Annotated in this window: 19 protein-coding genes and 1 tRNA gene; 5 read left to right on the forward strand and 15 right to left on the reverse strand. The window is 63.8% G+C overall.

Going from position 1 to position 24529, the window contains the following annotated elements; translation table 11 throughout:
- Positions 1-23: 23 nt before the first annotated feature.
- The 9 genes from E3T29_RS05205 to E3T29_RS05245 form a co-directional block, all read right to left on the reverse strand.
- The gene (locus E3T29_RS05205) at positions 24-1121 is read right to left on the reverse strand and encodes a D-alanine--D-alanine ligase family protein (protein WP_134344522.1); all 1098 of its coding nucleotides are present in this window, start codon (positions 1119-1121) and stop codon (positions 24-26) included.
- Positions 1021-2172, reverse strand: coding sequence for an NAD(P)H-dependent glycerol-3-phosphate dehydrogenase (locus E3T29_RS05210; RefSeq protein ID WP_241987654.1), 1152 nt, complete (start codon positions 2170-2172; stop codon positions 1021-1023). Before E3T29_RS05210 ends, E3T29_RS05205 begins: the two co-directional genes overlap by 101 nt.
- Positions 2162-2902: a 1-acyl-sn-glycerol-3-phosphate acyltransferase gene (locus E3T29_RS05215; RefSeq protein ID WP_241987667.1), complete on the reverse strand. Its 741-nt coding sequence runs from the start codon at positions 2900-2902 to the stop codon at positions 2162-2164. The genes E3T29_RS05210 and E3T29_RS05215 overlap by 11 nt, the downstream gene beginning before the upstream one ends.
- A 64-nt stretch (positions 2903-2966) precedes the next feature.
- Positions 2967-4274, reverse strand: coding sequence for a UDP-N-acetylglucosamine 1-carboxyvinyltransferase (gene murA / locus E3T29_RS05220; RefSeq protein ID WP_233197242.1), 1308 nt, complete (start codon positions 4272-4274; stop codon positions 2967-2969).
- 150 nt (positions 4275-4424) lie between these two features.
- On the reverse strand, positions 4425-5042 hold the full coding sequence (leuD, locus tag E3T29_RS05225; protein WP_134344523.1) for a 3-isopropylmalate dehydratase small subunit: 618 nt from the start codon (positions 5040-5042) through the stop codon (positions 4425-4427).
- Positions 5043-5047: 5 nt separating this feature from the next.
- Positions 5048-6505, reverse strand: a complete 1458-nt coding sequence (gene leuC / locus E3T29_RS05230; protein WP_134344525.1) for a 3-isopropylmalate dehydratase large subunit — start codon at positions 6503-6505, stop codon at positions 5048-5050.
- A gap of 149 nt (positions 6506-6654) precedes the next feature.
- Positions 6655-7446, reverse strand: coding sequence for a PP2C family serine/threonine-protein phosphatase (locus E3T29_RS05235; RefSeq protein WP_092341236.1), 792 nt, complete (start codon positions 7444-7446; stop codon positions 6655-6657).
- Between the two features lie 37 nt (positions 7447-7483).
- Positions 7484-8509, reverse strand: a complete 1026-nt coding sequence (locus tag E3T29_RS05240; protein WP_134344527.1) for a TerC family protein — start codon at positions 8507-8509, stop codon at positions 7484-7486.
- 233 nt (positions 8510-8742) lie between these two features.
- A complete protein-coding gene (locus E3T29_RS05245) occupies positions 8743-13134 on the reverse strand; it encodes an Ig-like domain-containing protein (protein ID WP_166792327.1) in 4392 nt (1463 codons plus the stop codon).
- A 394-nt stretch (positions 13135-13528) separates the two neighbouring features.
- Here E3T29_RS05245 and E3T29_RS05250 point away from each other — a divergent pair, with 394 nt between their 5' ends.
- A complete protein-coding gene (locus E3T29_RS05250) occupies positions 13529-14662 on the forward strand; it encodes a class I SAM-dependent methyltransferase (protein ID WP_134344530.1) in 1134 nt (377 codons plus the stop codon).
- Positions 14663-14754: 92 nt separating this feature from the next.
- Here the strand turns inward: E3T29_RS05250 and E3T29_RS05255 are convergent, their stop codons facing one another.
- The 4 genes from E3T29_RS05255 to E3T29_RS05270 form a co-directional block, all read right to left on the reverse strand.
- A complete protein-coding gene (locus E3T29_RS05255; RefSeq protein WP_134344532.1) occupies positions 14755-15519 on the reverse strand; it encodes an SCO1664 family protein in 765 nt (254 codons plus the stop codon).
- Positions 15520-15524: 5 nt separating this feature from the next.
- On the reverse strand, positions 15525-16070 hold the full coding sequence (locus E3T29_RS05260) for a DUF3090 domain-containing protein (RefSeq protein ID WP_092341241.1): 546 nt from the start codon (positions 16068-16070) through the stop codon (positions 15525-15527).
- Between the two features lie 9 nt (positions 16071-16079).
- On the reverse strand, positions 16080-16787 hold the full coding sequence (locus tag E3T29_RS05265) for a histidine phosphatase family protein (protein WP_134344534.1): 708 nt from the start codon (positions 16785-16787) through the stop codon (positions 16080-16082).
- A gap of 81 nt (positions 16788-16868) precedes the next feature.
- Positions 16869-16941, reverse strand: a tRNA-Glu gene (locus E3T29_RS05270).
- Between the two features lie 141 nt (positions 16942-17082).
- On the opposite strand from E3T29_RS05270, the gene E3T29_RS05275 reads away from it, so the two are divergent.
- From E3T29_RS05275 to E3T29_RS05290, 4 genes are all read left to right on the forward strand, one after another.
- On the forward strand, positions 17083-17736 hold the full coding sequence (locus tag E3T29_RS05275; protein ID WP_134344535.1) for an MBL fold metallo-hydrolase: 654 nt from the start codon (positions 17083-17085) through the stop codon (positions 17734-17736).
- A gap of 123 nt (positions 17737-17859) precedes the next feature.
- Positions 17860-18630, forward strand: coding sequence for an ABC transporter ATP-binding protein (locus tag E3T29_RS05280; RefSeq protein WP_134344537.1), 771 nt, complete (start codon positions 17860-17862; stop codon positions 18628-18630).
- The gene (locus E3T29_RS05285) at positions 18627-19919 is read left to right on the forward strand and encodes an ABC transporter permease (protein WP_134344538.1); all 1293 of its coding nucleotides are present in this window, start codon (positions 18627-18629) and stop codon (positions 19917-19919) included. Before E3T29_RS05280 ends, E3T29_RS05285 begins: the two co-directional genes overlap by 4 nt.
- 35 nt (positions 19920-19954) lie before the next feature.
- Entirely contained in the window at positions 19955-20659 is a 705-nt protein-coding gene (locus E3T29_RS05290; protein ID WP_134344539.1) for a TetR family transcriptional regulator, read from the forward strand.
- Between the two features lie 5 nt (positions 20660-20664).
- Here the strand turns inward: E3T29_RS05290 and E3T29_RS05295 are convergent, their stop codons facing one another.
- Together E3T29_RS05295 and E3T29_RS05300 are read right to left on the reverse strand one after the other, a co-directional pair.
- On the reverse strand, positions 20665-21561 hold the full coding sequence (locus E3T29_RS05295; protein ID WP_134344540.1) for a response regulator: 897 nt from the start codon (positions 21559-21561) through the stop codon (positions 20665-20667).
- A 4-nt stretch (positions 21562-21565) separates the two neighbouring features.
- Positions 21566-24358, reverse strand: coding sequence for a response regulator (locus E3T29_RS05300; protein WP_134344541.1), 2793 nt, complete (start codon positions 24356-24358; stop codon positions 21566-21568).
- Positions 24359-24529 lie beyond the last annotated feature (171 nt).

Genomic DNA, 24529 nt, shown 5'->3' on the forward strand with positions numbered 1-24529 from the left:
CGAGACCGCTGGTGGCGATCGGGTCAGGAACCGTGGCGGGCGTGGGCGATGGCCACCGCGATGAGTTCGTCGACCAGCTCGGGGTAGGTGTAGCCGCTGGCGAGCCAGCAGCTCGGGAACATCGAGATGCTCGTGAAGCCGGGCATGGTGTTGATCTCGTTGATCACCCAGCCGGCCTGCGTGAGAAAGAAGTCCACCCGGGCCAGGCCGGCGCCGCCGATGGCTTCGAACGCCCGAATCGCCAGCTGTTGCACCTCTGCCAGCTCCTCGTCCGACAAGAGAGCGGGGCAGACCAGGTCGACCCCCGGTGCGTCGAGGTATTTCGCGGCGAAGTCGTAGAAGTCACGGCCGGTCACGACGACCTCGCCGGCCACGGAGGCGCGGGTCGGCTCCCCCGGGCGTCCCTGCAGCACGGCAATTTCGAGTTCCCGGCCGATGAGCCCGGATTCGATCAAGACCTTGTTGTCCTCGGCGAGCCCCACCGTCATGGCCTCGGCCAGTTGCTCGGGCGTCGACACCCGGCTGACGCCGACGCTGGAACCCGCGCGCGCCGGCTTGACGAACGCGGGCAGACCCAAGTGCTCGAGGGCGGCGTAGGCGGTTCCGGGGGCCTGCGCCCAGTCATCCGCTGTCAGGGTGCGCCACGGCGCTACCGGTAGTGCCGCTTGCTGGAACACGGTCTTGGCAAAGTGTTTGTCCATACCCAAAGCGGATGCGAGCACTCCCGAGCCGACATACGGCAGGCCGAGCAGATCGAGCATGCCTTGGATGGTTCCGTCTTCGCCAAACGGTCCATGCAAGATCGGGAATATGAGGTCGACGGTGCCGAGCGAGCGCACACCCGACGCGTCGACGACGGTCAGTTCCCGGCTCGCTGCGCTCTCCGGCCAGCGCACCCGCGTTCCGTTGTCGGCGACAACGGGCAACGCGGACGCGTTCAGGGCGAACTTGGCTGGGTCGTTGTCTTCCAACACAAACGCACCGTCACGGGTGATTCCCACCGGAATGACCGTGTAGCGATCAGGGTCGAGGGCTGCCAGCACTCCGCCCGCCGTGGCGCAGCTGATCGAGTGTTCGCTGGAACGCCCTCCAAAGAGAAGCACCACCGTGAGCTTGTCCATCGTCAAGTGTCCTTTCGCCCTGCGGTTCGCCGGAGTCTGTTGTGAGGTGCGGCGCAATGTCGCGGGGATTGAGTGTGCCGTCGAGCACCTGGCGTACCTGTTCGACGATGGGCATGTCGACGCCCTTGGCGCGGGCAAGTTCGAGAACGGGCTTCACCGAGGCGAGGCCTTCGGTGGTCTGCTGCATCTGCTTGACGACGTCGTTGATGCTGTAACCCTGGCCGAGCAGTCGCCCGGCCGTGTTGTTGCGCGACAGCGGCGACTGGCAGGTGGCGATGAGGTCACCGAGGCCGGCCAGACCGGCCAGCGTTTCGGGCTGGGCGCCATAGGCCACAGCGAAGTCCGTCATTTCGACCAGACCACGGGTGATGATCGAGGCCTTGGTGTTTTCGCCAAAGCCGACACCGTCGACGATGCCGATGGCAACCGCAATGAGGTTCTTCAGCACGCCGCCGAATTCGGTGCCGATGACGTCGGTGTTGATGTACGAACGAAAATAGCGGTTGGTGGCCAGTTTGGCCACGGCCTGCGCGGTTTCCAGGCTCACCGAGGAGACGACAGCCCCCGTGGGCTGCTCCTTGGCGATTTCGAGCGCCAGGTTCGGCCCGCTGATCGCGGCAATGCGAGCGGGGTCGATGCTCAGCACCTCTTCGATCACCGTGCTCATGCGCATGCCGGTGGAGCGCTCGACGCCCTTCATGAGCGAGATGACGATCGCGTTCGCGGCCAGGTACGGTTCGACCTGCTTGAGGTTCTCCCGCAGGGACTGGCTGGGCACGGAGACGAAGACCATTTCAGCGCCGGCCAGTGCCAGGTCGAGGCGGCTCGTGGCGCGCAGGCCCAACGGTAGGTTCACGCCGGGCAGGTAGTCGCTGTTGCGGCGGGCTTCGGAGATTTCCCGGGCCAACTCGGGGCGGCGGGCCCACAGAACGACGTCGGCCCCGCCATCCGTCAGAATTTTGGCGAAGGTGGTTCCCCAACTACCGGCGCCGAGAACGGCCACCCGGGTGCCTGGTTGGATCTTGGGCAGCTGGGGGGTTCTAGGCTTCAAAACGGCCGGTCTCTTTCTGGTTGTGCTCCGACGGGTTCCAGCGCTTGACCGGAGCCTTTTCGCCGCGCAGGTCTTCGAGCAACGCAGTGATGGCGACCATCACGACTGCCGTCGCCTCGTTGAGCGTGGCGGTATCGAGGCTGCGCCCCCGAAACTGGGCGAGGTCGAGCGGGTCGCCAATTTTCACCCGAATGGTCTTGCGCGGAAACAGGCTGATCTTCTTGGAATACCGCGGCATCAACTTCTGGGTGCCCCAGTGGGCGGCCGGCACGATCGGAATTCCCTGCTCGAGCGCGATGCGCACTGCTCCGGTCTTGCCCCGCATCGGCCACAAGTCGGGGTCGCGGGTGAGCGAGCCTTCCGGGTAGACGACCACGATCTGGCCCTTTTCGACCAGGCGCTGGGCGGCCTTGACCGGTTCACTGCCGCGCACCGATCCGCCGCGCTGCACCGGAATCTGGCCAGATTTGGTCAGAACCCAGCCGATGACCGGAATCTTGAAAACGGATGCCTTCGCCAGAAACCGCGGCAGCCGCCCCAGCTTCCAGGCCACGACGCCCATGACCACGGGGTCGATCTCGCTGTAGTGGTTGGGCGAGAAGACGAACGCACCACTGCGCGGGAACTTGTGGGCGTCGACGATCTCGTACCGGGCCGCGAGGTTCATCACTGGCAGGATCAGCCCGGCGAGAATCCAGAACGCCGAGGGCCGGCTCTTTTCCGAACGGATTCGGGTAGGCGACTCGGCTGACTCGGGGGATGCTGGCACGTCTTTATTTTCAGGCACGCGCCTATTATCCTTCGAGATCGAAGTCCGCCCCCAAAAGCCGCAGCTTGCCGATGAAGTTCTCGTAGCCTCGGCTGATGATTCCCACGTTGCTGACCGTACTGGTGCCCTCGGCGCTGAGTGCCGCGATCAGGTGGCTGAAGCCGCCGCGCAGGTCGGGCACAACGATGTCAGCGCCGTGCAGTTTGGTCGGGCCGGTGATGACGGCCGAGTGGTTGAAGTTGCGCTGCCCGAACCGGCAGGGGTGGCCGCCGAGGCATTCCTTGTGAATCTGAATGGTCGCGCCCATTTCCACGAGGGCGTCAACGAAGCCGAACCTTTGCTCGTAAACGGTCTCGTGCACGATCGACGTGCCGTGTGCCTTGGTGAGGGCGATGACGAGCGGCTGCTGCCAGTCCGTCATGAAGCCGGGGTGAACATCCGTTTCGATGATGACAGGCTTCAGGTCGCCGCCCGGGTGATAAAAGCGGATGCCGTCGTCGCAGATGTCGAAAGCACCACCGACCTTGCGGAAGACGTTGAGGAAGGTGATCATTTCGGGCTGGCGGGCGCCGCCGACGAAGATGTCACCGTCGGTGGCGAGGGCGGCAGCAGCCCAGCTGGCGGCCTCGTTGCGGTCGAACAGTGCGCGGTGGTTGTAGCCCATGAGGCGGTCCACGCCCTCGATGCGAATCACCCGGTCGGTGTCGACCGTGATGATGGCACCCATCTTCTGCAAAATATTGATGAGATCCATGATCTCGGGCTCGATTGCCGCGCCCTTGAGTTCGGTGATGCCGTCGGCACGCACCGCGGTCAGCAGCACCTGCTCTGTGGCCCCAACGCTCGGGTACGGCAGTTCGAGCTTGGCACCCTTGAGACCGTTTGGTGCCGACATGCGGATGCCGTTGGGCTGTTTCTCGACGACGGCACCAAACTTGCGCAGCACCTCGAGGTGAAAGTCGATCGGTCGGTCGCCGATGCGGCAACCGCCGAGGTCAGGGATGAACGCCTCGCCCAGTCGGTGCAGCAGCGGTCCGCAGAACAGGATCGGGATGCGGCTCGAGCCGGCGTGCGCATCGATCGCGGCGAAGTGCGCGCTCTCCACGTCGACCGGGTCGAGGATGAGGTCGCCCGGTTCGGCGCCCTCGGTCACCTTGACGCCGTGCACCTCGAGCAGGCCCCGAACGATCCGAACATCGCTGATGTTCGGAACGTCCTTGAGCACGCTCGGGGTTTCACCGAGCAGCGCGGCGACCATGGCCTTGGTGACGAGGTTCTTCGCCCCCTTCACCTCGATGCGGCCGACCAGCGGAATACCGCCGCGGATGGTGATCTTGTCGGCGGTGAGGCCAACAGCTGCCCCGTGGTTCTGGGCACTCCCGCGTTCGTTCGCGTCGTCGTGCTGCCTGGCGTCATTCAAATTCTTCGCCTCTTGATCACGTCGGGCTTCGCTGAGAGTGCTCACAAAATACCTGTCTTCGTGTTACTTGGAGATTGATTCCGGCGACAGCGCGGGAAGGGTTCGGGGCAACCACGGCTCTCGCGTCGCTTCGAATTCATTGATCCGCGCTTCGTCACGCAGGGTCAGGCCGATGTCATCGAGACCTTCGAGCAGCCGCCATCTAGTGTAATCGTCGATTTCGAAATTCACGGTCAGATCCCCGACACGCACTGTTTTACTCACCAGATCCACGGTCAACTCAACGCCCGGGTCGCTCTCGATCAGGTTCCACAGGGTTTCTGCATCCGCTTCGCTGATCTGGCCGGCGAGCAGGCCCTGCTTGCCGGAGTTGCCGCGAAAGATGTCGCCGAATCGGGGGCTGAGCACGACGTCGAAGCCGTAGTCGCGCAGGGCCCAGACGGCGTGTTCGCGTGAAGAGCCGATGCCGAAGTCGGCTCCGGCGATGAGCACGCGACCGCCCTGGTATTCCTTCTTATTGATGACGAAGTCGGGGTCGAGGCGCCAGGCCGCGAAGAGCGCGTCTTCAAAGCCGGTGCGCGTGACGCGCTTGAGGTGCACGGCCGGGATGATCTGGTCGGTGTCGACGTTGGAACGGCGAAGCGGCACCGCGATGCCGGTGACGGTGGTGAATTTCTGCATGCTACTTAGTCTCCATCCTGAACGAGGTCCCACGGGCTCGAGAGCGTGCCGCGAATGGCCGTGGCGGCTGCGACGAGCGGGGACACCAAGTGGGTACGCCCGCCCTTGCCCTGTCGTCCCTCAAAGTTTCGGTTGCTGGTCGAGGCGCAGCGCTCTCCGGGTTCGAGCTGGTCGGGATTCATTCCGAGGCACATCGAACAGCCGGCGAACCGCCATTCGGCGCCGAAATCGAGGAAGATCTTGTCGAGCCCCTCGGCTTCGGCCTCGATGCGCACCCGGGCGGAGCCAGGGACGACCATCATGCGCAGTCCCTCGGCCTTGGTCTTGCCCTTGATGATCTCGGCGGCGGCGCGCAGGTCTTCGACCCGGCTGTTCGTGCAGGAACCGAGAAAAACGGTGTCGACCCGAATGTCCTTCATCGGAGTGCCGGCCGCGAGGTCCATATATTCCAGGGCCCGCTCGGCGGCCGAGCGCTCGTTGGCGTCGATGATGTCGGCGGGGTTCGGAACGGATCCGCTCAGGGACACGCCCTGGCCGGGGTTGGTGCCCCAGGTGACGAACGGTTCGAGCTCGTTGGCGTCGATGATGACCTCGGCGTCGAAGCTGGCGCCCTCATCGGTGGCCAGGGTCTGCCAGTAGGCGACGGCAGCATCCCAGTCGGCGCCACGGGGCGCGTGGGCACGCCCTTCGAGGTAGTCGTAGGTGACCTGGTCGGGGGCCACCATGCCGGCGCGGGCGCCGGCCTCGATCGACATGTTGCAGATGGTCATGCGCCCCTCCATGGACAGGGCGCGAATGGCCTCACCACGATATTCGAGCACGTAGCCGGCTCCCCCGCCGGTGCCGATTTTGGCGATCACGGCGAGGATGATGTCCTTCGCGGTGACCCCGGTGCGCAGGGCGCCGTTGACCGTGATGGCCATGGTCTTGAACGGGTTCAGCGGCAGTGTCTGGGTGGCCATGACGTGCTCGACCTCGCTCGTGCCGATGCCGAGCGCCATGGCGCCGAAGGCGCCGTGGGTGGAGGTGTGCGAGTCACCGCAGACCACGGTGATGCCGGGCTGGGTCAGGCCGAGCTGCGGGCCGACGACGTGCACGATGCCCTGCTCGATGTCACCGAGCGAGTGCAGGCGCACACCGTATTCGGCGCAGTTGCGACGCAGGGTCTCGATCTGGGTGCGGCTGGTCAGGTCGACAATGGGCTTGTCGATGGCCAGCGTCGGCGTGTTGTGGTCTTCGGTCGCGATGGTCAGATCAGGACGGCGCAGCGGTCGATTGGCCAGGCGTAGACCGTCGAAGGCCTGGGGGCTGGTGACCTCGTGCAGCAGGTGCAGGTCGATGTAAATGAGGTCTGGCGTGCCGTTCTCGCCCTTGCTGACGAGGTGCTTGTCCCAGACCTTTTCAGCCAGCGTGCGCAGGCCGGTGCTGGAATGTTGTTCCGAAGTGGGTATTACGTTGGTCATTTTGAGCGTCTTCCTCACGAATCGATGGCAGCCACGCCGAACTCCGCGACGAGGGAGGCCTCAGGACAGGGACTCGTCGCGGCACAGAAGAAGTCGGCTCACCACGGATTCAGGGTAACACCTCGTCCAGCCGTCGGCCTCGCCAGCGGTCAGTCGAACGCCGACTCCACGTAGACGACGCTCACGTTGTCACGCCCGCCATGCTCGATGGCCTCAGCGACGAGAATGTCGGCGACGCTGCGCCCGTGCCCATCCAAGCGGATGTCCATGGCCAGGACCCGCGCGATCGCCGCGTCGTCGAGTTCCTTGGTCAGCCCGTCGGAGCAGATCAGAAAGGACTGCTCCCCCAGGGCCGGCAGCAGCCAAACGTCGGCATCGACGAATTCGTCAGCGCCGATCGCGCGGGTGATGACGTTGCGCTCTGGATGCTTCTCAGCGTCCTCGGTGGAGATCAGTCCGGCGTCCAGCATTTCCTGCACCGCGGAATGGTCGACTGACAGCTGGCTCAGAACCCCGTCGGTCCAGGTGTAGACGCGGGAATCGCCGACGTTGAAAGCCATCCAGTGATAGCCGACGTCATCGCCGGCGTCGACGAAAGCGATGCCGGCAAGGGTCGTGCCCGACACTGCGGTGCCGTAGTCGTCGGCTGCGCTGAGATCGCGCACGGCGTCGTTCGAGGAGTGGATGGCGTCGAGTATGCGCTCCGGAGTTGACGGCAGATCGCGCGCGATGTGCTCGTCGAACACCCGCAACACGGTCTGGCTGGCGACCTCACCCTGCGCGTGTCCGCCCATACCATCGGCGACCAGAAAGACCGGTGACTGTGCCAGAAGGCTGTCTTCATTCACCGTGCGCACGCTGCCGACGTCGGTGCGTGCGCTGAAAAAGAGGCGGGCGGTGGCGGTGGAGAGTTCAATCGTGCTCTGCTGGTTCAGAGTCATAAGAACCCTCCGTTCGCCGGTGCCCGGCCTCTATTGGTCATTCCTTGCCGGTCGCCGAAATCTCCTCGGCCAGCGTGTGACCACGCTTCTTGGCATCGTGACGCGCCTTGATCAGGCTCGCGATGGTGGCCACGGCCATGCTACCGATGATCACGCCGAGCGACGTCCAGGTGTCGATCTCCGGGGCCCACTCGATGTTTTCGCCGCCGTTGATGAAGATTACTTCGTTGGTGTGCATTGCGTGCAGCACGAGCTTGACGCCGATGAAAGCAAGGATGACCGCGATGCCGTACTTGAGGTATTCGAGCCGTTCGAGCAGTCCGCCGAGCAGGAAGTACAACTGGCGCAGGCCCATGAGAGCGAAGATGTTGGCCGTGAACACGATGAAGGGGCTCTGGGTGATGCCAAAGATCGCCGGAATCGAGTCAAGGGCGAAGATGAGGTCGGTGGTGCCGATCGCGATGAACACGATCAGCATCGGGGTGAAGACCTTTTTGCCATCGATTCGGGTTCGCACCTTGGAACCGTCGAATTCTGACGAGATACGGATTCGATGACGCAGCAGCCGGATGACCGCGTTCTCTTTGTCCTCGGTTTCTTCCTCGTTGGAGAACGCCTGCTTGACGGCGGTGTAGAAGAGGAACGCCCCGAAGATGTAGAAGATCCAGGCGTAGCTTTCGATCAGCTGGGCGCCGGCGAGAATGAAGATTCCGCGCAGCACGAGGGCGATGATGATGCCCACCATCAGCACTTCTTGCTGGTATTTTCGCGGTACCGAGAACCGCGCCATGATGATCACGAAGACGAAGAGGTTGTCGATCGACAGGCTGTACTCGGTGAGCCAGCCGGCGAGAAACTGCCCGGCATGCTCGGCGTCACCGAGCAGCAGCATGAGCAGTGCGAAGATCAGCGCCAGGGTCACATAGAACGCCACCCACAGGCCAGCCTCGCGCATGCTCGGCACGTGCGGGCGTTTGTAGACGATGAGCAGGTCGGCGACGAGAATCAGGGTCAGAACGACCAGTGATCCAGCCTCGAACCAGAGAGGGAGAGCGAGTTCCACGGGGGCCTTTCAAGAAATAACGGGAGTCGGGTGTTACGGAACCCGAAAGTCTCTCCCGCACCAATAGGACCCAACCGGAACCAATCGATACCACCGCGACCGGGGCCCCGACAGCGCGGCCCGTATTGACGATCGCGACATAGAACCCGATCGGGCCCAGAGGGATACTCCCCTTCGCTTGCAAAATTCTAACAGTGTGGCGGGCGGGCGCGCGCGCGGTCGAAGATTTCCGGTTATTCCGGCGTTCTTACGGATTGATGCGGTGGTGAGTTTTTGCGAATGTCCCGTCGCAGGATCAGCAGGAGAACACCGGCCAGCAGCAGCAGGAATGCCGCGCCGCCGATCCCTGGCGCTTCAAATCCCGAGCGGGCGAGTTCGGTCATCACCGGGGCGACCGCTGCAACGCTGGCATTCTTGGTGCCCGAGTTGATGACGGTAATGGTCTCCGACGCCAGCTGTGCGGTCGAAGAAGTCACGCCGATCATCACGATGTGGTGCAGACCGGCCGCTGTCGCCTCGGGAACGATGACGCTGGTCACGATGTTGCCGTTGGCATCAGCTGTGACGGTTGACAGCAGCACGGGTGTGGAATGAATCCACACTTGAACGGACTCCCCCGGATCGAAATCGGCACCAGTGACAGCGAGTGACTGCAGTGCACCCTCCTCAACGGTTTGTTCGAGCGTTGTGTTCTGTGGTGGCGTCGTGGCCACCACGAAACTATGGCTGGCCGAGCGCGCATTTCCATACGTGTCCTCGGCTGTGACGACGACGTCTACGTTTCCGTCGGCGAGCGCACCGGGCTCAACCGTCCAGACGCCACCGACCTGCACCGTAGCGCTCAACACCTGTCCGGCCACCGTGACCGACACGGTCGCGCCGACCGGGGCATCCGTTGTTCCCGACAGTGTCGGCGTGGTGTCGCGCGTGCGACCCGCCGGGGCCACGGTCACGGCCACCGCGGGTGCGGTCGTGTCGATCGTGAAGACCTGGGTCGACGTTGCCGGGAGGTTCGTTACGCGGTCCACCACGGTCACGTCGACGGTGAAATTACCATCGGCAGAAATTTCGGCCGATTCGACCGACCAGGTTCCGGCAGCCGTCACGGTCGTTCTAAGAACCTGGCCATCGATCGTCACGGTCACTGCCGATCCGGCCGCAGCCGTCGAGGTACCGACGAAGGTCGGTGCTGGATCGTTGGATGCTGCTGCCGCGCCCCCGATGACAGTCACGTCGGGTGCCGCGACCACCGTGTAGACCTGAAGAGCGACACCCGTGTTACCGGCGGCATCCGTGATCGAGGCCGTGATGGTGTGATCGCCCTCGACGAGCGCCCCGGCGGCCACTGACCACGTGCCCCCCGCGATGACCGTGGCGGCGAGCGTCTGGGTGCCCACTGAAACGGATACCGCGGTGCCGACGGGTGCATTGGACGTGCCCGAAATGGTCGGTGTCGTATCGGCGTTGGTGAGTGCGGACCCTCCGGAAATGGACACGATCGGTGCGACGGTGTCGACGGAGTATGCCTGCGTTGCCGTTTGGCTGTTACCCGCCGGGTCCGTGACCACAGCGGAAACCAGGTGATTGCCGTCACTGAGTGCGCCGGCCGTGACCGACCATGCGCCGTCGGAAACGGTCGCGGACAGGGTCTGATCGGCCACGGTGACGGTGACGACGGTGCCGTTGGCGGCATCCGTTGTGCCCGAGATGGTCGGCGTGGAATCGTTGATCAGCGTGGAACCCGCGATGATGGCCAGCGAGGGTTTGGTGGTGTCGACCCTGATGGTCTGGATGGCCGTGCCGGTATTGCCTGCAAGATCCGTGACGGAGACAGTGACGGTGTGCCCGCCCTCGACGAGGGCCGCGGCTATCACCGACCAAGTACCACCCGCAACAACGGTGGAGGTCAGCGTTTGACCGGTAACGGCCATAGTGTCAGTAACGGTCACAGTGACCGAAGTGCCGACGGGAGCATCCGTCGCTCCAGAGATGGTCGGGGTGCTATCGGCGGTCGTCAGCGCTGCCCCGCCGGTAATGACCAGCGTCGGCGCCGTCGTGTCCAGAGTGATCGTCTGACTCCCCGTGCCGACGCGGCCGCCGACTGCGATGGTGACGACGACTGGGTAGGTGCCATCGGCACCGAGGCCGTCCGCAAGCACCGACCAGGCACCGGCCGTCACCGTCGATGAAACCGTGGTGCCATTGATATCCAGCGTCACGACGCTGTCATTCGCTGCGTTGGTCGTGCCCCAAATAGTCGGAGTTCGATCGCTGGTCGTCTGCGTTGCCCCACCAGCAAAAACCACGGTCGGTGCCTCAGCATCGTGCGTCAAGGCCTGGGTGGCGCTACCGCTGTTACCCGCCAGATCCGTGATCGATACAGTGACGGTGTGCTCGCCCCCGACCAGCGTTGCGGCCGTCACAGACCAAGTACCACCGGAAACAACCGTGGCGGTCAGCGTTTGGCCCGCAACCACCACGGTGACCGTCGTGCCGACCGGGGCATCCGTCGTACCCGAAATCGTCGGCGTGCCATCCGCAGTCGTCAGCATTGAACCACCGGTAATAACCAGCGACGGCGCAGTTATATCCAGCGTCAGACGCTGCGTCACCGTGCCGGTATTGCCAGCAACATCCGTGACGGAGACAGTGACGGTGTGCCCGCCCTCGACGAGGGCCGCGGCTATCACCGACCAAGATCCATCCGCAATAACCCTGGCGGTCAACGTTTGGCCCGCAACCACCACGGTGACCGTCGTGCCGACCGGGGCATCCGTCGTACCCGAAATCGTCGGCGTGCCATCCGCGGTTGTCAGCGACGAACCACCGGTAATGACCAGCGACGGCGCAGTCATATCCAGCGTCAGACGCTGCGTCGCCGTGCCGGTATTGCCGGCTACATCCGTGACGGAGACCGTCACGGTGTGCTCGCCCTCGACGAGAGCCGCGGCCGTCACCGACCAGGTACCACCGGAAACAACCGTGGCGGTCAGAGTCTGGCCCGTAACGAGCGCGGTGACCGTCGTGCCGACCGGGGCATCCGTCGTACCCGAAATCGTCGGCGTGCCATCCGCGGTCGTCAGCGACGAACCACCAGAAATGACCAGCGACGGCGCAGTCATATCCAGCGTCAGACGCTGCGTCACCGTGCCGGTATTGCCAGCAACATCCGTGACGGAGACCGTCACGGTGTGCCCGCCCTCGACGAGAGCCGCGGCCGTCACCGACCAGGTACCACCGGAAACAACCGTGGCGGTCAACGTTTGACCCGCAACCACCACAGTGACCAACGTACCGACCGGAGCATCCGTCGTACCCGAAATCGTCGGCGTGCCATCACCGGTCGTCAGCGACGAACCACCGGCGATGGCCACCGTCGGCGCTGTCGTGTCGAGAGTGATGGTCTGGCTCGCCGTTCCGGTCGCGCCGGTGACGGTGATGGTAACGACGGCCGCGTAGGAACCATCGGCACCGAGGTTGGCCACGGGCACCGAGAATGCACCCTTCGTAACGGTCGACGTGGCGGTAACGCCGTCGATCAGCACGGATACCGCGCTTCCGTCGGGCGCATCGGTTGTGCCGGAGATCGTCGGTGTCGGGTCGTTGGTGAGGAGAACGGCCCCGCCGGTGATCATCACGGTCGGGACGCTCACGTCCTCGGTGGAAAACGACTTTGTAATACGAATATTGCCAACGATCGTGGCGGTGATCGACCAGGAGTAGCTGGCCGAGTCAGTTCGCGTTCCCGCCACCGTTCCGGTGACGGGATCCAGGGTGATCCCGGGTGGTAGTTGGCCCGCTGTCACTGCCCAGGCCACGTCCTCAGCGCCGACCGATCTATTGTCGGACGACACGACCGAGAGACGGTCGGAGTAGGAGACTCCGTCTGTCATAGCTCCGAGGGTCTGATCGAGCCAATTCGTGGTGGCCGTGCCAGAGGGGGCATCGTTGATGATTCGTGCCGCCGCGCTGAGGGTGATCGCTGTTCCCGTCGTGAGCAGCTGACCGTGCAGCACGGAGCCCGCCGAGAGGGTACCGGCCGTGCCGCCGATGACCCGACCGCTGAATTGGGCGTTAGCCGCAATGGTGAAGGCCGCGCCGATGAACCAGTAGACGTTTCCGGCCTGCGCACCGTTGGCCAGAACCACTTCGGCATTTGCTGCGGTATCGAATGCGCCGTGCGGCACCATGATGAAGATGGCATCGGGGTCGCCGCCCGCGTCAAGAGTGACATTGCCGGTCAGCGTGACATTGCTGTCAGCGGTGTGAATCCCCGGCAGAAGGGTCTTTCCAGCCAACTCTCCCGAAAGAATGTAGTTCCCGATCAAGGCCAGTGCGGCGGTGTGCGCTGTGGTGAGATCAGACTGCGCGCGCTGCGCCGCTGCGTTCCGCAGGTTGATGGCACCCACGCCCGAGAGCGTTCCCGTATTGGTGTAGACCCCGGTTGGACTGGACACACCCAGGTCGGAGCCGAAGGTGCCCTGGACGCTCCCCGCGTCGCTGATCGTGACGGCCGAGTTGCCCAGAACGACATACGAGTTCGCAAAACCAAGGTTGGGGCGCGCGGTCACCGTGGTGGCGGCAGCAACGCCGCCAACCAGCATCGATCCGATCAGGGCGACCACCCCGACGGTACCGGTCCATCGGAGTGCAATCGTCGTCCGTCGCGGTCGGGCAGAGTGTCTGGCACGACCAACTGGTGGCTTGCCGGTCGGTGAAGAGCGAAACGTCATGGTGCGTGCTTTCGTCAAGGTACGCCATCCCCCGGTGGAGTTTCTCGGAGAGCAACGAGTCGTCGGACTACCGAAGTTCCAGCCTGACGTACTTGTGGGTATTACCCCGGCGATGGAGCCACCCACTACGAGGGGAGAATACCCGTCTACGCCCCAGCCGGGTGACTCACCACGTATACAAGCCCTCAGAGTCAGGCCCTGGTGCGTCCCAGCCGGCGGTGACAACCCCGGGACACCGCCGCGGCAGCGATCTATAATTGAAGGCTATGACTATGCACCGGGTTCGATGACTCCCTTAGCCGACGACCCCGCAGACGTTCACTGGGCTCAGGAAGGCATTCCGGCCTCAGCACTCTGGCGTTCTGCCAATGGCGCGCCAGCCCCCTCGAGCGTCGTGCCCGTTGACGACACCATCACAGCGGATGCCGCGTATCGGCTGGCTTCGCAGGGCGTCGCCATGCTCTGGAGCGGGGACTTTCAGAACGCCCGCCAGATTCTGACGGCGCTGGAGCACCGCACTCGGCCACGTCCCGACAAATCCCAGCGCACGACCGGCGAGTTGTTCTACCGGTATCGGCAGAATCGTTCGCATCGGGCCCGGATCCTCGGCCTGCTCCTCATTCCGATGCAGGCCGGCAACATCATCGGGTTGCGGCGCGCCCCCGACGTGATCGCGGCCACGGTCGACGCTTATGGGAGCATCTCGGAGGCATCCGTTGTGTCGCTGCACGAGGTGCTCGGCACGATCGGAGCGCACCAGTGGCGCACCAAGGGCATTCCGGTTGCCGCGCTGAACGCGTCGATCTATCCCCACTACGGCACGTTCTTTCCAGTGCGTAGTGAATACGTCGACCTCGTCGCGACGGCTCCGCTCGCCGCGCCGAACCTCGCCTTCGACATCGGCACCGGAACCGGGGTGCTCGCGGCAGTGCTGGCGACCCGGGGCGTGCCGCGGGTGATCGCGACGGATATCGAGCCGCGAGCCGTCGCATCCGCTCGCGAAACGATGGCGCAACTCGGGCTCTCTAAACGCGTTGAGGTGCAGCTGGGCGATCTCTTTCCCGAGGGGCGTGCCGACCTCATCGTGTGCAACCCACCGTGGATTCCGGCGACCGCGCACTCACTGCTCGACGCGGCGGTCTACGACCCCGGTTCGCGCATGCTCAAGGGTTTTCTGGCCGGTGTGCGTGACCATTTGCAGCCCGGCGGCGAGGTGTGGCTCGTGCTCTCCGATTTTGCCGAACTGGTGGGGCTGCGCTCCCGCGACGATCTGCTCAAGGTCATCGATGCGGCCGGCCTGCGGGTGATCGGGGCACTCGACGCGCCCGCCGTGCACTCCCGCGCGACCGACGCGAGCGATTCGCTGCACGCGGTGCGTGCGAACGAGGTCACCTCGCTCTGGCGACTCTGCGCCAGCTAACCCAGCGCTCGTGTCCTGCGTCGGAAGTTCGTGCCAACCTGAATTCGCACTGACAGCCGCGTTTTGCGATTCGCGAGCGGACGCTCGGCCCCCTAGAACAGTGGCCAGGGCACGGCGGACTGGCCACCGCGCGGGGCGGGAAACCGGGGCTCGGCGATCAAGAGATCGCAGCGTGCGGCGAGCTGCGCGACCTCGGGCCCGGTAATCAACCCGGCGAGCGTCTCGCCGAGCTGGCCCAACAGTTGCGAACGCACGCGTTCCACGCCGGCCAACTCGTCACGTGTGAGAGCCTCACCCAGCCATCCCCACAAGACCGTCCGCAATTTGTCGTCGACGTGAAATGTGAGGCCGTGATCGACGCCGAAGCGATGGCCGTCTGGCATGGCCAAAATATGGTCGCCCTTGCGATCGGCGTTGTTCACGACGATGTCGAAGACCGCCATGCGGCGCAGGGCCGCCGAATCTTCGTGGATGAGGGTGACCGCGCGGTCCTCCTCGTCCCGTCCGTCGAAAACCCGGCGCCAGCCGGCATCCGGTACAGCGTCGGTCAAGACAAGGTCGACCGCTGCCTGGTCCGGGTCGGAGTCCTGCCAGAGCTGCACCATGCCAACACCGCCGGGGCCGTCGCGCAACCAGGTACGCGGCACCACATTCCAGCCGAGCGCCTCCGAGACCAGGTACGCCGCAGCCTCACGGTGGGCAAGGATTGCGCCCGGAAAGTCCCAGAGCGGCCGTTCACCGGCCATCGGCTTGTAAACAACCACGACATCGTCGATGCGCCCGAGGAAGGTCGCATTGGACGCTGTGCGGATGCGGCCCGTGAGCCCGAGCTCCGCGTTCTCGAGGTCGGGCTGCATGGCTGTCAGCGTTCGCCGGGCAGGGCGCAGACGTGCCCGGCGGCATCGATGGGAGTGCCGCAGAGCGCACAAATGGGGCGACCGGCCCCGACGACCTCGCGAGTACGCATGGCGAAGGCCTGCGCGGAACCCACCGGAATGCGCACGACCAGCATTTCCGCCGCCTCTCGGCTAGCCGCGTCGGGGTCGTCCTCGTCGTCCACGAGCGGAAACGCCTCGATCACCACCTGCGCGGTACTCGGGTCCCAGCCCAGGGTCATGGTGCCGGTGCGAAACTGCTCGTCGACCGGTTGCTCGAGCGGGTCGTTGTCGACCAGTTCGATCGGCGTGCTGGCTGGCACGCTGAACGAGTTGCCCTCGTGCGTCGTCAGCTGCTCGAGCAGCTCGTCGATCTTCTCGGCGAGCAGCTCGGATTGCTGTTTCTCGAGGGCGATACTGACGATTTGGGCTCCCGTGCGCACCTGCAGGTAGAACGTGCGAGATCCGGGCACGCCGACGGTGCCGACGACGACTCGATCGGGCCAGTCAAATTCGTGAACAATTGTGGGCATACGACTATTTTACGAGCGCAATGTCTGTGGCGCATCAGGACCGGCCCCGCCGCCAACCGGCGCGTCGTCCCCGCCTGCAGTCGTACGCAGCCAGGACAGGTCACCGGCGTCGGTATTGGTGGCAATGACATTGGGTCGGCTCGGCCCGTAGCGCACGATCGACACCGAGGCCGGACCGACCGAGATGCGCTGGAACAGGTCCAGGTGCATGCCGAGCGCGTCGGCCAGGATCGACTTGATGATGTCACCGTGGCTGACCGCGACCCACACGGCGTCCGGCCCATGCTGCGTCTCAAAGAACGCGTCCTGGCGTCGGATGGCGGCAACCGACCGGGCCTGCATGGTCGCCATCGACTCGCCCCCGGGAAAAACGGCAGCCGACGGCTGCGTCTGCACAACCGCCCACAGCTTTTCCAGCGCAAGCCCGCTGAGCGAGCGACCCTGCCAGTTTCCGTAGTCGCATTCGGTGATGTCCGCGTCAATCGAGCTGACCGGTGAACCGGCCTGGTGCAGAAGGATCAGGTTCGAGGTCTCCTGGCACCGTTCCAGCGGGCTGGAGACCACGCCGACCAGCGGCACCGCGGCGAGCCGCTCCCCCGCGCGGGCCGCCTGCTCGCGCCCGACCTCGTCGAGGCTTACTCCGAGGGTGCGCCCGGCCAGCATTCCGGTGGCGTTGGCGGTGGTGCGGCCGTGCCGCACGAGAATGACTGTGGCCATGACTATAAGCCTATACAGGCTGAAGCACTCCCTTAAACAACGAGCGCCCGGCACCTACATGAGAAGGCATCCGGGCAATTGTGACCCCAGCGGGATTCGAACCCGCGTTACCGCCGTGAGAGGGCGATGTCCTAGGCCGCTAAACGATGGGGCCGTTTTTGCAACTTACCGAGTATGCCACACAGTTGAGCGCACTTCCAAACTGAGCGCGCGCGGCGCGTCGCGACTGCTGCCAACACCATTCAGGAAAGCGGATGCTGTTGCGCCACGACTCGAATCGGGGTTAGCTCGGAGCATGAAACTGACCAAGCTGGAGCATGCCGCGCTCATCATCGAACTCTCGGGCAAAAAGCTCTACATCGACCCCGGTTCGTTCACCACGGCGCTCACCGGCACGGCCGGTGCGGTCGCCGTGGTGATAACCCACGAGCACGCTGATCATTGGACTCCGGAGCAGCTCACCCGCATCATCGAAATGAATCCTGACCTCAGCATTTTCGCTCCGGCCGGTGTCGCTCGGGCCATCGCGGCGTCCAGTCTCAGCGACACCCCGGTCACCATCGTCAAGGCCGGCGACGTCATCGAAGTCGCGCCGTTCACCCTGCGCTTCTTCGGCGCCACCCACGCGGTCATCCACGAATCGATACCGGTCATCGACAACGTGGGTGTGCTCGTCAACGACGAGCTGTATTACGCCGGCGACGCCTTCACAATTCCAGAGGGAGTGGAGATCGGCACGCTCGCCGTGCCGGCCGCGGCGCCCTGGATGAAGATGAGCGAGGCGATGGACTTCATTTTCGCGATCAAGCCCAAGCGCAGCTTTCCCACCCACGAAATGTTGCTGTCCCGCGCCGGAAAAGACCTGTCCAACACCCGATACGAGAACGTGACGAAAGTCGGCGGGGGCGAGTTCTTCCCACTGGAACCGGGCGACAGCCTCGATCTGTAGGCCGAGCCGCACCGAGCATCCGCTCGGAATCGGCCTACCCCCAGCCAACTTGCAGCCACTGCAAATTAGAGTGCAGTTACTGCAATTGTGGCCCGCGTGGGCCACCAGAACCGAGGGAAACCGATGGACAGCCAGTGGGTAATTGATGCGCAAGGCCTGGAGAAATCCTACGGGTCGGGTGCGAGCCGTTTCGACGCTCTGAAAGGGGTGTCCGTTCAGATCGCACCCGGCGAGACCTTGGCGATCGTCGGAAAGAGCGGGTCGGGCAAGTCCACCCTCATGCACCTGCTCGCCCTGCTCGACGAACCCGATGAGGGAACACTGCGGGTCGCCGGTCGAGATGCCAAGTCGCTGTCCAAGCGCGCGGTCAACGAGCTGCGCAACAAGGAGTTCGGCTTCGTCTTTCAGCAGTTCTTTCTCACACCCAACGTGAGTGTGCTCGAGAACGTCATCCTGCCGCTGAAGATTGCCGGCATGGGCGGCAAGGAGCGCCGCAAGCGCGGCATGGAAGTGCTCGAACAGCTCGAACTGGCCGACAAGGCCGGCAACAAGGCCACGACCCTCTCGGGTGGTCAGAAGCAGCGCGTCGTGATCGGTCGCGCCCTGGTCAATGCGCCGCGCGTGATCTTCGCCGACGAACCCACCGGAAACCTCGACACCGCCACGGGAGCCGTGGTCGAAGACATTCTGTTCGAACTCAATCGCAGCCAGGGCATCACCCTGGTCATCGTCACTCACGACGAAGACCTCGCCGCCCGTTGTGACCGTCAAATTTACATTCGCGACGGACTCGTCGTGTCGCAGACCACATCGACCCACACCGGTTCGACCCACACCGGGGCCCACGCGCTCGTCACCCCGGAAGCACTCAGCACCGCCGGAGGCGCAGAATGAGAACCAAAGACCTCGTCGCCACCGCGATCTCGAACACCTTTCGCAGCAAACTCCGCACGACCCTGACCGTTCTGGCCATCTTCGTTGGTGCGTTCACGCTCACCCTCACCAACGCGGTCGGCGCCGGCGTCAGCCAGTACGTCGACGCCCAGGTGGGTGCCCTCGGCGCCCCCGACGTATTCATCATCACGCAGGCCAGCGACGCCACCACGGCCGGCGACGGCCCGGTAAAGTACAAAGCTGGCAGTTCAGCGTCGGTGTCCAGCCAGCAGGGTCCTCCCGGCACCACGACCAAGGCGCTGACGAACACCGACCTCACCAAAATCGGCGACACCGCCGGCATCGTCTCGGTCGATCCGATTCGATCGGTGCAGCCCGACTACATCGAATACGGCACCGGCACGCAGTACGAGTTCAGCATCAACGCCACCTCCGCCGTCACCACGGCCGACCTCACCGTCGGCGCGCAGCTCGATGGCAGCGCCAGCGAGGCCCAGCTCGTACTGCCCGACACCTTCGTGACTCCGCTCGGGTTCGCCTCGGCGGACGACGCAGTGGGGGCATCCGTTTCGATCGGAATCACCGATATTCTCGGCGAGCAGCACACCGTGAACGCCACCATCGTGGGCGTCTCGCTGGAGAGCCTGCTCGCTGCCGGCGCCGGCGCGAACGATGCACTCATCGCCGAATTGGCCGACGCGCAGTCCGGCGGCATCGAGACGGCAGTCACGAGCTACGGCGTGGCCGTCGCCCACTTCGACAAGGCGCTGTCAGCGGATGCCGTGACCGCGCTCAAGGCAGACCTCGCCACCGAGGGCTACACCGCGAACACCATCGAAGACCAGCTGGGCGCCGTGCAGACCGTGATCAACGGCATCGTGGGCGTGCTCAACGCCTTCGCCGTGATTGCCCTGATCGCAGCTGCATTCGGCATCATCAACACCCTGCTGATGAGCGTGCAGGAACGCACCCGCGAGATCGGCCTGATGAAGGCCATGGGAATGAGCGGCGGCAAGGTCTACACGCTGTTCAGCCTCGAAGCGATCGTCATCGGCTTCCTCGGCAGCGCCATCGGCGCCGGCGTGGCCATCGGGCTCGGCTCCGCGCTGAGTGCCGTGCTGTCACAAGGCCTGCTGTCGGGACTACCCGGGCTGAACATCCTCTTGTTCGAGCCGACTTCGGTAGCTTTCGTCATCCTGCTGGTCATGTTGATCGCGTTCCTCTCGGGCACCCTGCCGGCCCAGCGCGCGGCCAAGCAGAATCCGATTGAGTCGCTGCGCTACGAGTAGCGCCGACCGTTAACACCAATGGACCAGGACGAGGCATGACCGACACTTCGACACCACGCTCACACACTCGTGACGACAAGCATCACCAAACGAGCCTGCGCGTGGAGCGGAGCGCGGTCAGCCTCGTTCTGGAACACGGTTTCGACAACGTCACCGTGGACATGATCTGCAGCCAGAGCGGCATCTCACAGCGCACCTTCTTCAACTATTTCAAGACCAAGAAAGCCGCAATTATCGGCGCTGAACCGCCCAGCATCGACGAGAGCCGGGCCCGACAATTCATCGCAGCCCCCGGCGACGACCTACTGCCCGATGTGCTCACCCTGATGAGCGCGATCGGCCCCCGGGACGGCATCGACGAGCAGCTGTTCACGGACCGCCTCCGGGTGTTCGGCTTGCATCCCCAGCTCATGCAGGAACAGATGGACCGGATGACCCGGGTAACCTCCGAGGTGACCGAGCTGGTCTACCTGCGCCTCGGACGCGCTGCGATCCCGCAATCGGAGAGCGACGCTGACCGTGCCTTTCGGCGCGGACAAGCGGGGCTGCTTACCCACGCCATGCTCGGCGTGGTGCGTTTCATGGCCCTGCAGTGGATTCCCGACTTTGACCGCCTCTCGCCAACCGACAACGGGTCCATCGCTGCCGAGCGTGTTTTGCCCCCGTCATTGGCGGAATCCCTCGAACGAACGATCATCCTGCTGCGGCGCACGCTGGGCAGTCCGGGCCTCGGCGAGTAGTTCGGCTAACGGTCGGATTCCAGCGGTAACCATTTCAGCAGGGCCGCGCGCAATTTAGCCAAGTGCAGGGGGCGCATGAGGTACTCGTCCATGCCGACCATGCGGGCGTGATCTGCGTCGCCGCGCACTGCGCTCGCGGTCATCGCCAGAATTGGCATGCACATTCGCGGTGGCTCGGCTGCTCGAATGGCCGATGCGAGCTCGTAGCCGGTCATCTCCGGCATGTGCAGGTCGGTGATCACCAGGTCATAGTCTCCGCTCGCCCACCGCGCGAACGCCAGGGCACCGTTGTCTGTCATGTCCGCCTCGTAGCCCAGCAGGTTCAGCTGCCAAACGATGAGTTTCTGGTTGGTCGGGTTGTCTTCGGCCACGAGGATGCGGGGAGCGCCCGGAGCACGAGGTGTCGCCCGCTCCTGGTGCGCGAGTAAAGCATCCGCTCTCGTCGCGTTGTGCCGTGCCAGCTCGCGGTGCGACTCAATCGACTGCAGAACACTGCGGGTGAGCGAACCAGCCTCGTCCGCGGTGCGTTCGTCGTCGACGCGGGGCATGAGCCAGTTGATTGCGTCTTCGAGCTCCTGATACTGCAGCGGTTTGGTGATGTAGGCATCGCATCCGACCTCGCGTGCCCGCTCCTGGTCTCGGGACATAGCCATCGCGGTCAGCGCGATCACAGGGATCTCGGCGGTGACCGGATTCTTCTTCAATTCGGCGGTGGCGGCGAATCCGTCCATTCCCGGTAACTGGATGTCCATCAGGATCAGGTCCGGTATTTCGCGGTGCGCCAGCAGCAGGCCGCTCTCAGCATCAACGGCCTCGAACGTCACGTGACCCGCCCGGCGAACGAGCAGGGTGGCGAGCTTCATGTTGATGGGGTTGTCTTCGACGATCAGGATCCTGGCCACATCATCACTGACCCAATGAGTCGCCTGAGGCCAACGCGCGCTTCACCTCGGCCATAAAAGCCGTTCGGTTGAAGTTCTCCGTTCCAAGTATCCGCACGGGCTGGGTTGGGTCGCCCTCCACTGCGGCCAGTTCCTGAACGGTGAGCTGCTTGCCGGTCACTATCAGCACTGGAATGTGTTCCGTGCTCTCGTCGCTCTGCAACGCCAGCACAACCTGATAGCCGCTGAACCCTTCCATCATGAGGTTGAGCAGCACGAGATCGGGATGCAATCGTTGTGCCATTTCGATGGCCTCGTCCTTGGTGAAGGCGCGTTCCACGGCATATTCCGGTCGAGTGAGGAACCGTGCGATAACGTCGACGGTCTCGGGATCGTCGTCGGCCACCAACACCCGGCGGGTGCGCAGGGCATCGGGGCTGAGCCCCAACACGTTCAGCGATTGTTGGAGTGCTGCCCGACTGATCGGTTTTTCGAGCACGGCGGCCGCACCGTGGGTGAGCGCGAGGCTGACGTCTGTATCCCCCGCAATGATCACAATAGGCACAGCGGCAAGGTCAGAGAACTCGTGCAGTCGAATCAGAAACCCCCAGCCGTCCATCCCCGGCAAGCGGATATCGAGTGTGATAAGGCTGAGGTGCTGGTGCGGCGCAATCGCGAGCCCTTCCTCACCGCTCGGGGCAATGATCACGCGAAATCCTTCAGCTTCGAGCAGCAGTCGAAGCACTTCGGCACCTTTAGCGTCGTCTTCGATGACGAGCGCAACGTGCTTCTCGGAGCGCGCCTTGGACTCCTGCTGCGGTTGTGACTTCAGTGCCGCAGCCACGGATTCGGAGGTAGGCTGGCCGGTCGCGGTCGAGTACACTTCCCGGTCGGGCGATACCCCATCCGTTTTCAAGTCGGACGTTGATGACGGTGTGGCGGTAGCGGCCGGTTGGAACGGATGCGGTTTCGGCCGGTACGTACCGGATGTCTGCCTATCGGTCCCCGGGGCCGGATCCCGGCCGGTTTCCGACCTTTCCAACCCCGGCGCCGACCACTCCGGCGCAATCTGATCGTTCGTGCCGAGCGGCAGCCAGACGGCGAAACTTGCGCCCTCTCCCTCGGCGCTGGCTACGGCCACCGTGCCGCCCTGAATTCCGACCATCTGCTTGACCGTGGCCAGGCCGAGCCCTGTGCCCTCGAACCGTCTGGCCAGGGTGCTGTCAATCTGGCTGAACGCCAGGAACAGTTTCGACATGTTCTCCGACGAGATCCCCATCCCCGTATCGACGACGCGAATCTCCAGAAAGTTCATGACACCGCTCTTGGGCAGGGGAAAATCATGAACGGGCCAGGAGCCGTCAATCTTTCCGACGGCGCTGCGCGGTACGCGTTGGGCGATGAGGGTGACCTGACCCTGGTCGGGTGTGAATTTCACCGCGTTCGAGAGCAGGTTGTAGACGATCTGTTTCGTCTTGCGCCTGTCAAGCTGCGGAACGCCGAGGTCGTCTGCACCCTCAAATCGAAGCTGGATGCCGTGCGCCGCGGCGCCATCGCGCACGATCAGCAGGCTTTGTTCCAGCAACGAGCGCACGTCAACGGCCTCCAACTCGATGTCCATCATTCCTGCCTCCACCTTGGACAGGTCGAGGATGTCGTTGATGAGGGCGAGTAGGTGATGACCACTGGTGTAAATATCACCGATATAGTCGCGCTGGGACTCACTCATGTCGCCCATGAGACCGTCTTTCAGCGCTTCGGAGAAGCCGATGATGGCGTTCAACGGTGTGCGCAGTTCGTGCGACGTGGTGGCCAGAAACTCAGTTTTCATGCGGCTGGCGTGCTCCAGCTCGATGTTGGTTTCCTTGAGCGCCTGCTCAAACCGTTTGCGTTCCGTGACATCGCGAACGGAGGCGAAAACACCCTGAACGACCCGATCTCGATCGTAGAATGTGGCCGCGTTGTAGGAGACGTCCGTTTCATCACCATTGAGCGCTCGCACCGTCAGCTCGTAGTCGGTGGCCCTGTTCTCTGCCAGCGCCCGCCGAATCGCAGTGTCGGCTCGGGCAGGATCAGTGAAGAAGTTACGGCAGGGAGCGCCGATAAGTTCGTCTCTGGTTCGTCCGGTCAGCTCGATCATCTGCTGGTTCACGTCGGAGATGATGCCCATGGTGTCTGTCGTCATCAGTGCGTCGATATTCGACTCGATCAGCGAACGCGTGTAGAACTGCTGGTCGCGCAGCCGCTGGTCGAGCACGGATTGGGCGATCTCCACCTGTTTGCGCGAGGTGTTGTCGGTTCCGATCAGCAGGTAGCCAATAATGGCGGCATTGACGTCACGCAGCGCGGTCACCGAAACGATCGCCGGAAAACGGCTGCCATCCTTACGCACCTTGGTGAGTTCATAGATATCTTCGATGCCACGACTCGCCTTGAAGACGAGAGCCTCAAAACCGGGCTTAATTGTGGTGCCGAACTCCAGGCTGAGCTGGGCTGCTCGCAGAATGATCTCTTCGGGGTCGTGCATTTGGGCAGGGGTGACCTGGTTCACGACCTCTTCAGCGGTGTATCCCAGCATGCGCTGGGCGCCCACGTTAAAGATCTGAATCACGCCTTGGGCATCCGTTGCGATGCTGGAGAAATTGGCACTGTTGAAGATGGCGTCCTGCAGGCTCACGGTCTGCTCCAGCAGGTTCTTCTCCAGCACGGCAGCCTGGGCGACTGAGCTCTCCGCACCCGGCAGACTCCCTCCGACCACAGCCATGCTGTCGACGGCAGGCGGCCGCTGGGAGCGATTCTTACGGCTGTGGGGGGTCATGATCATCACGCCTTCCGTGATCCATCGATGCGCAGTGAGCGTTTTAGTTCAGTGAAACGCTTCACGGATAGGCAGAAGAGGCACGCATTCGGCAACCTCGCCTCGCTTGATTGCCGCGAGTCGTCCAGGGAAATTTCCCTCTGTCAAATCTATATCATGAAATACCCTCAG

Source organism: Cryobacterium sp. TMT1-66-1 (genome assembly GCF_004403435.1).
Lineage (GTDB): Bacteria > Actinomycetota > Actinomycetes > Actinomycetales > Microbacteriaceae > Cryobacterium > Cryobacterium flavum.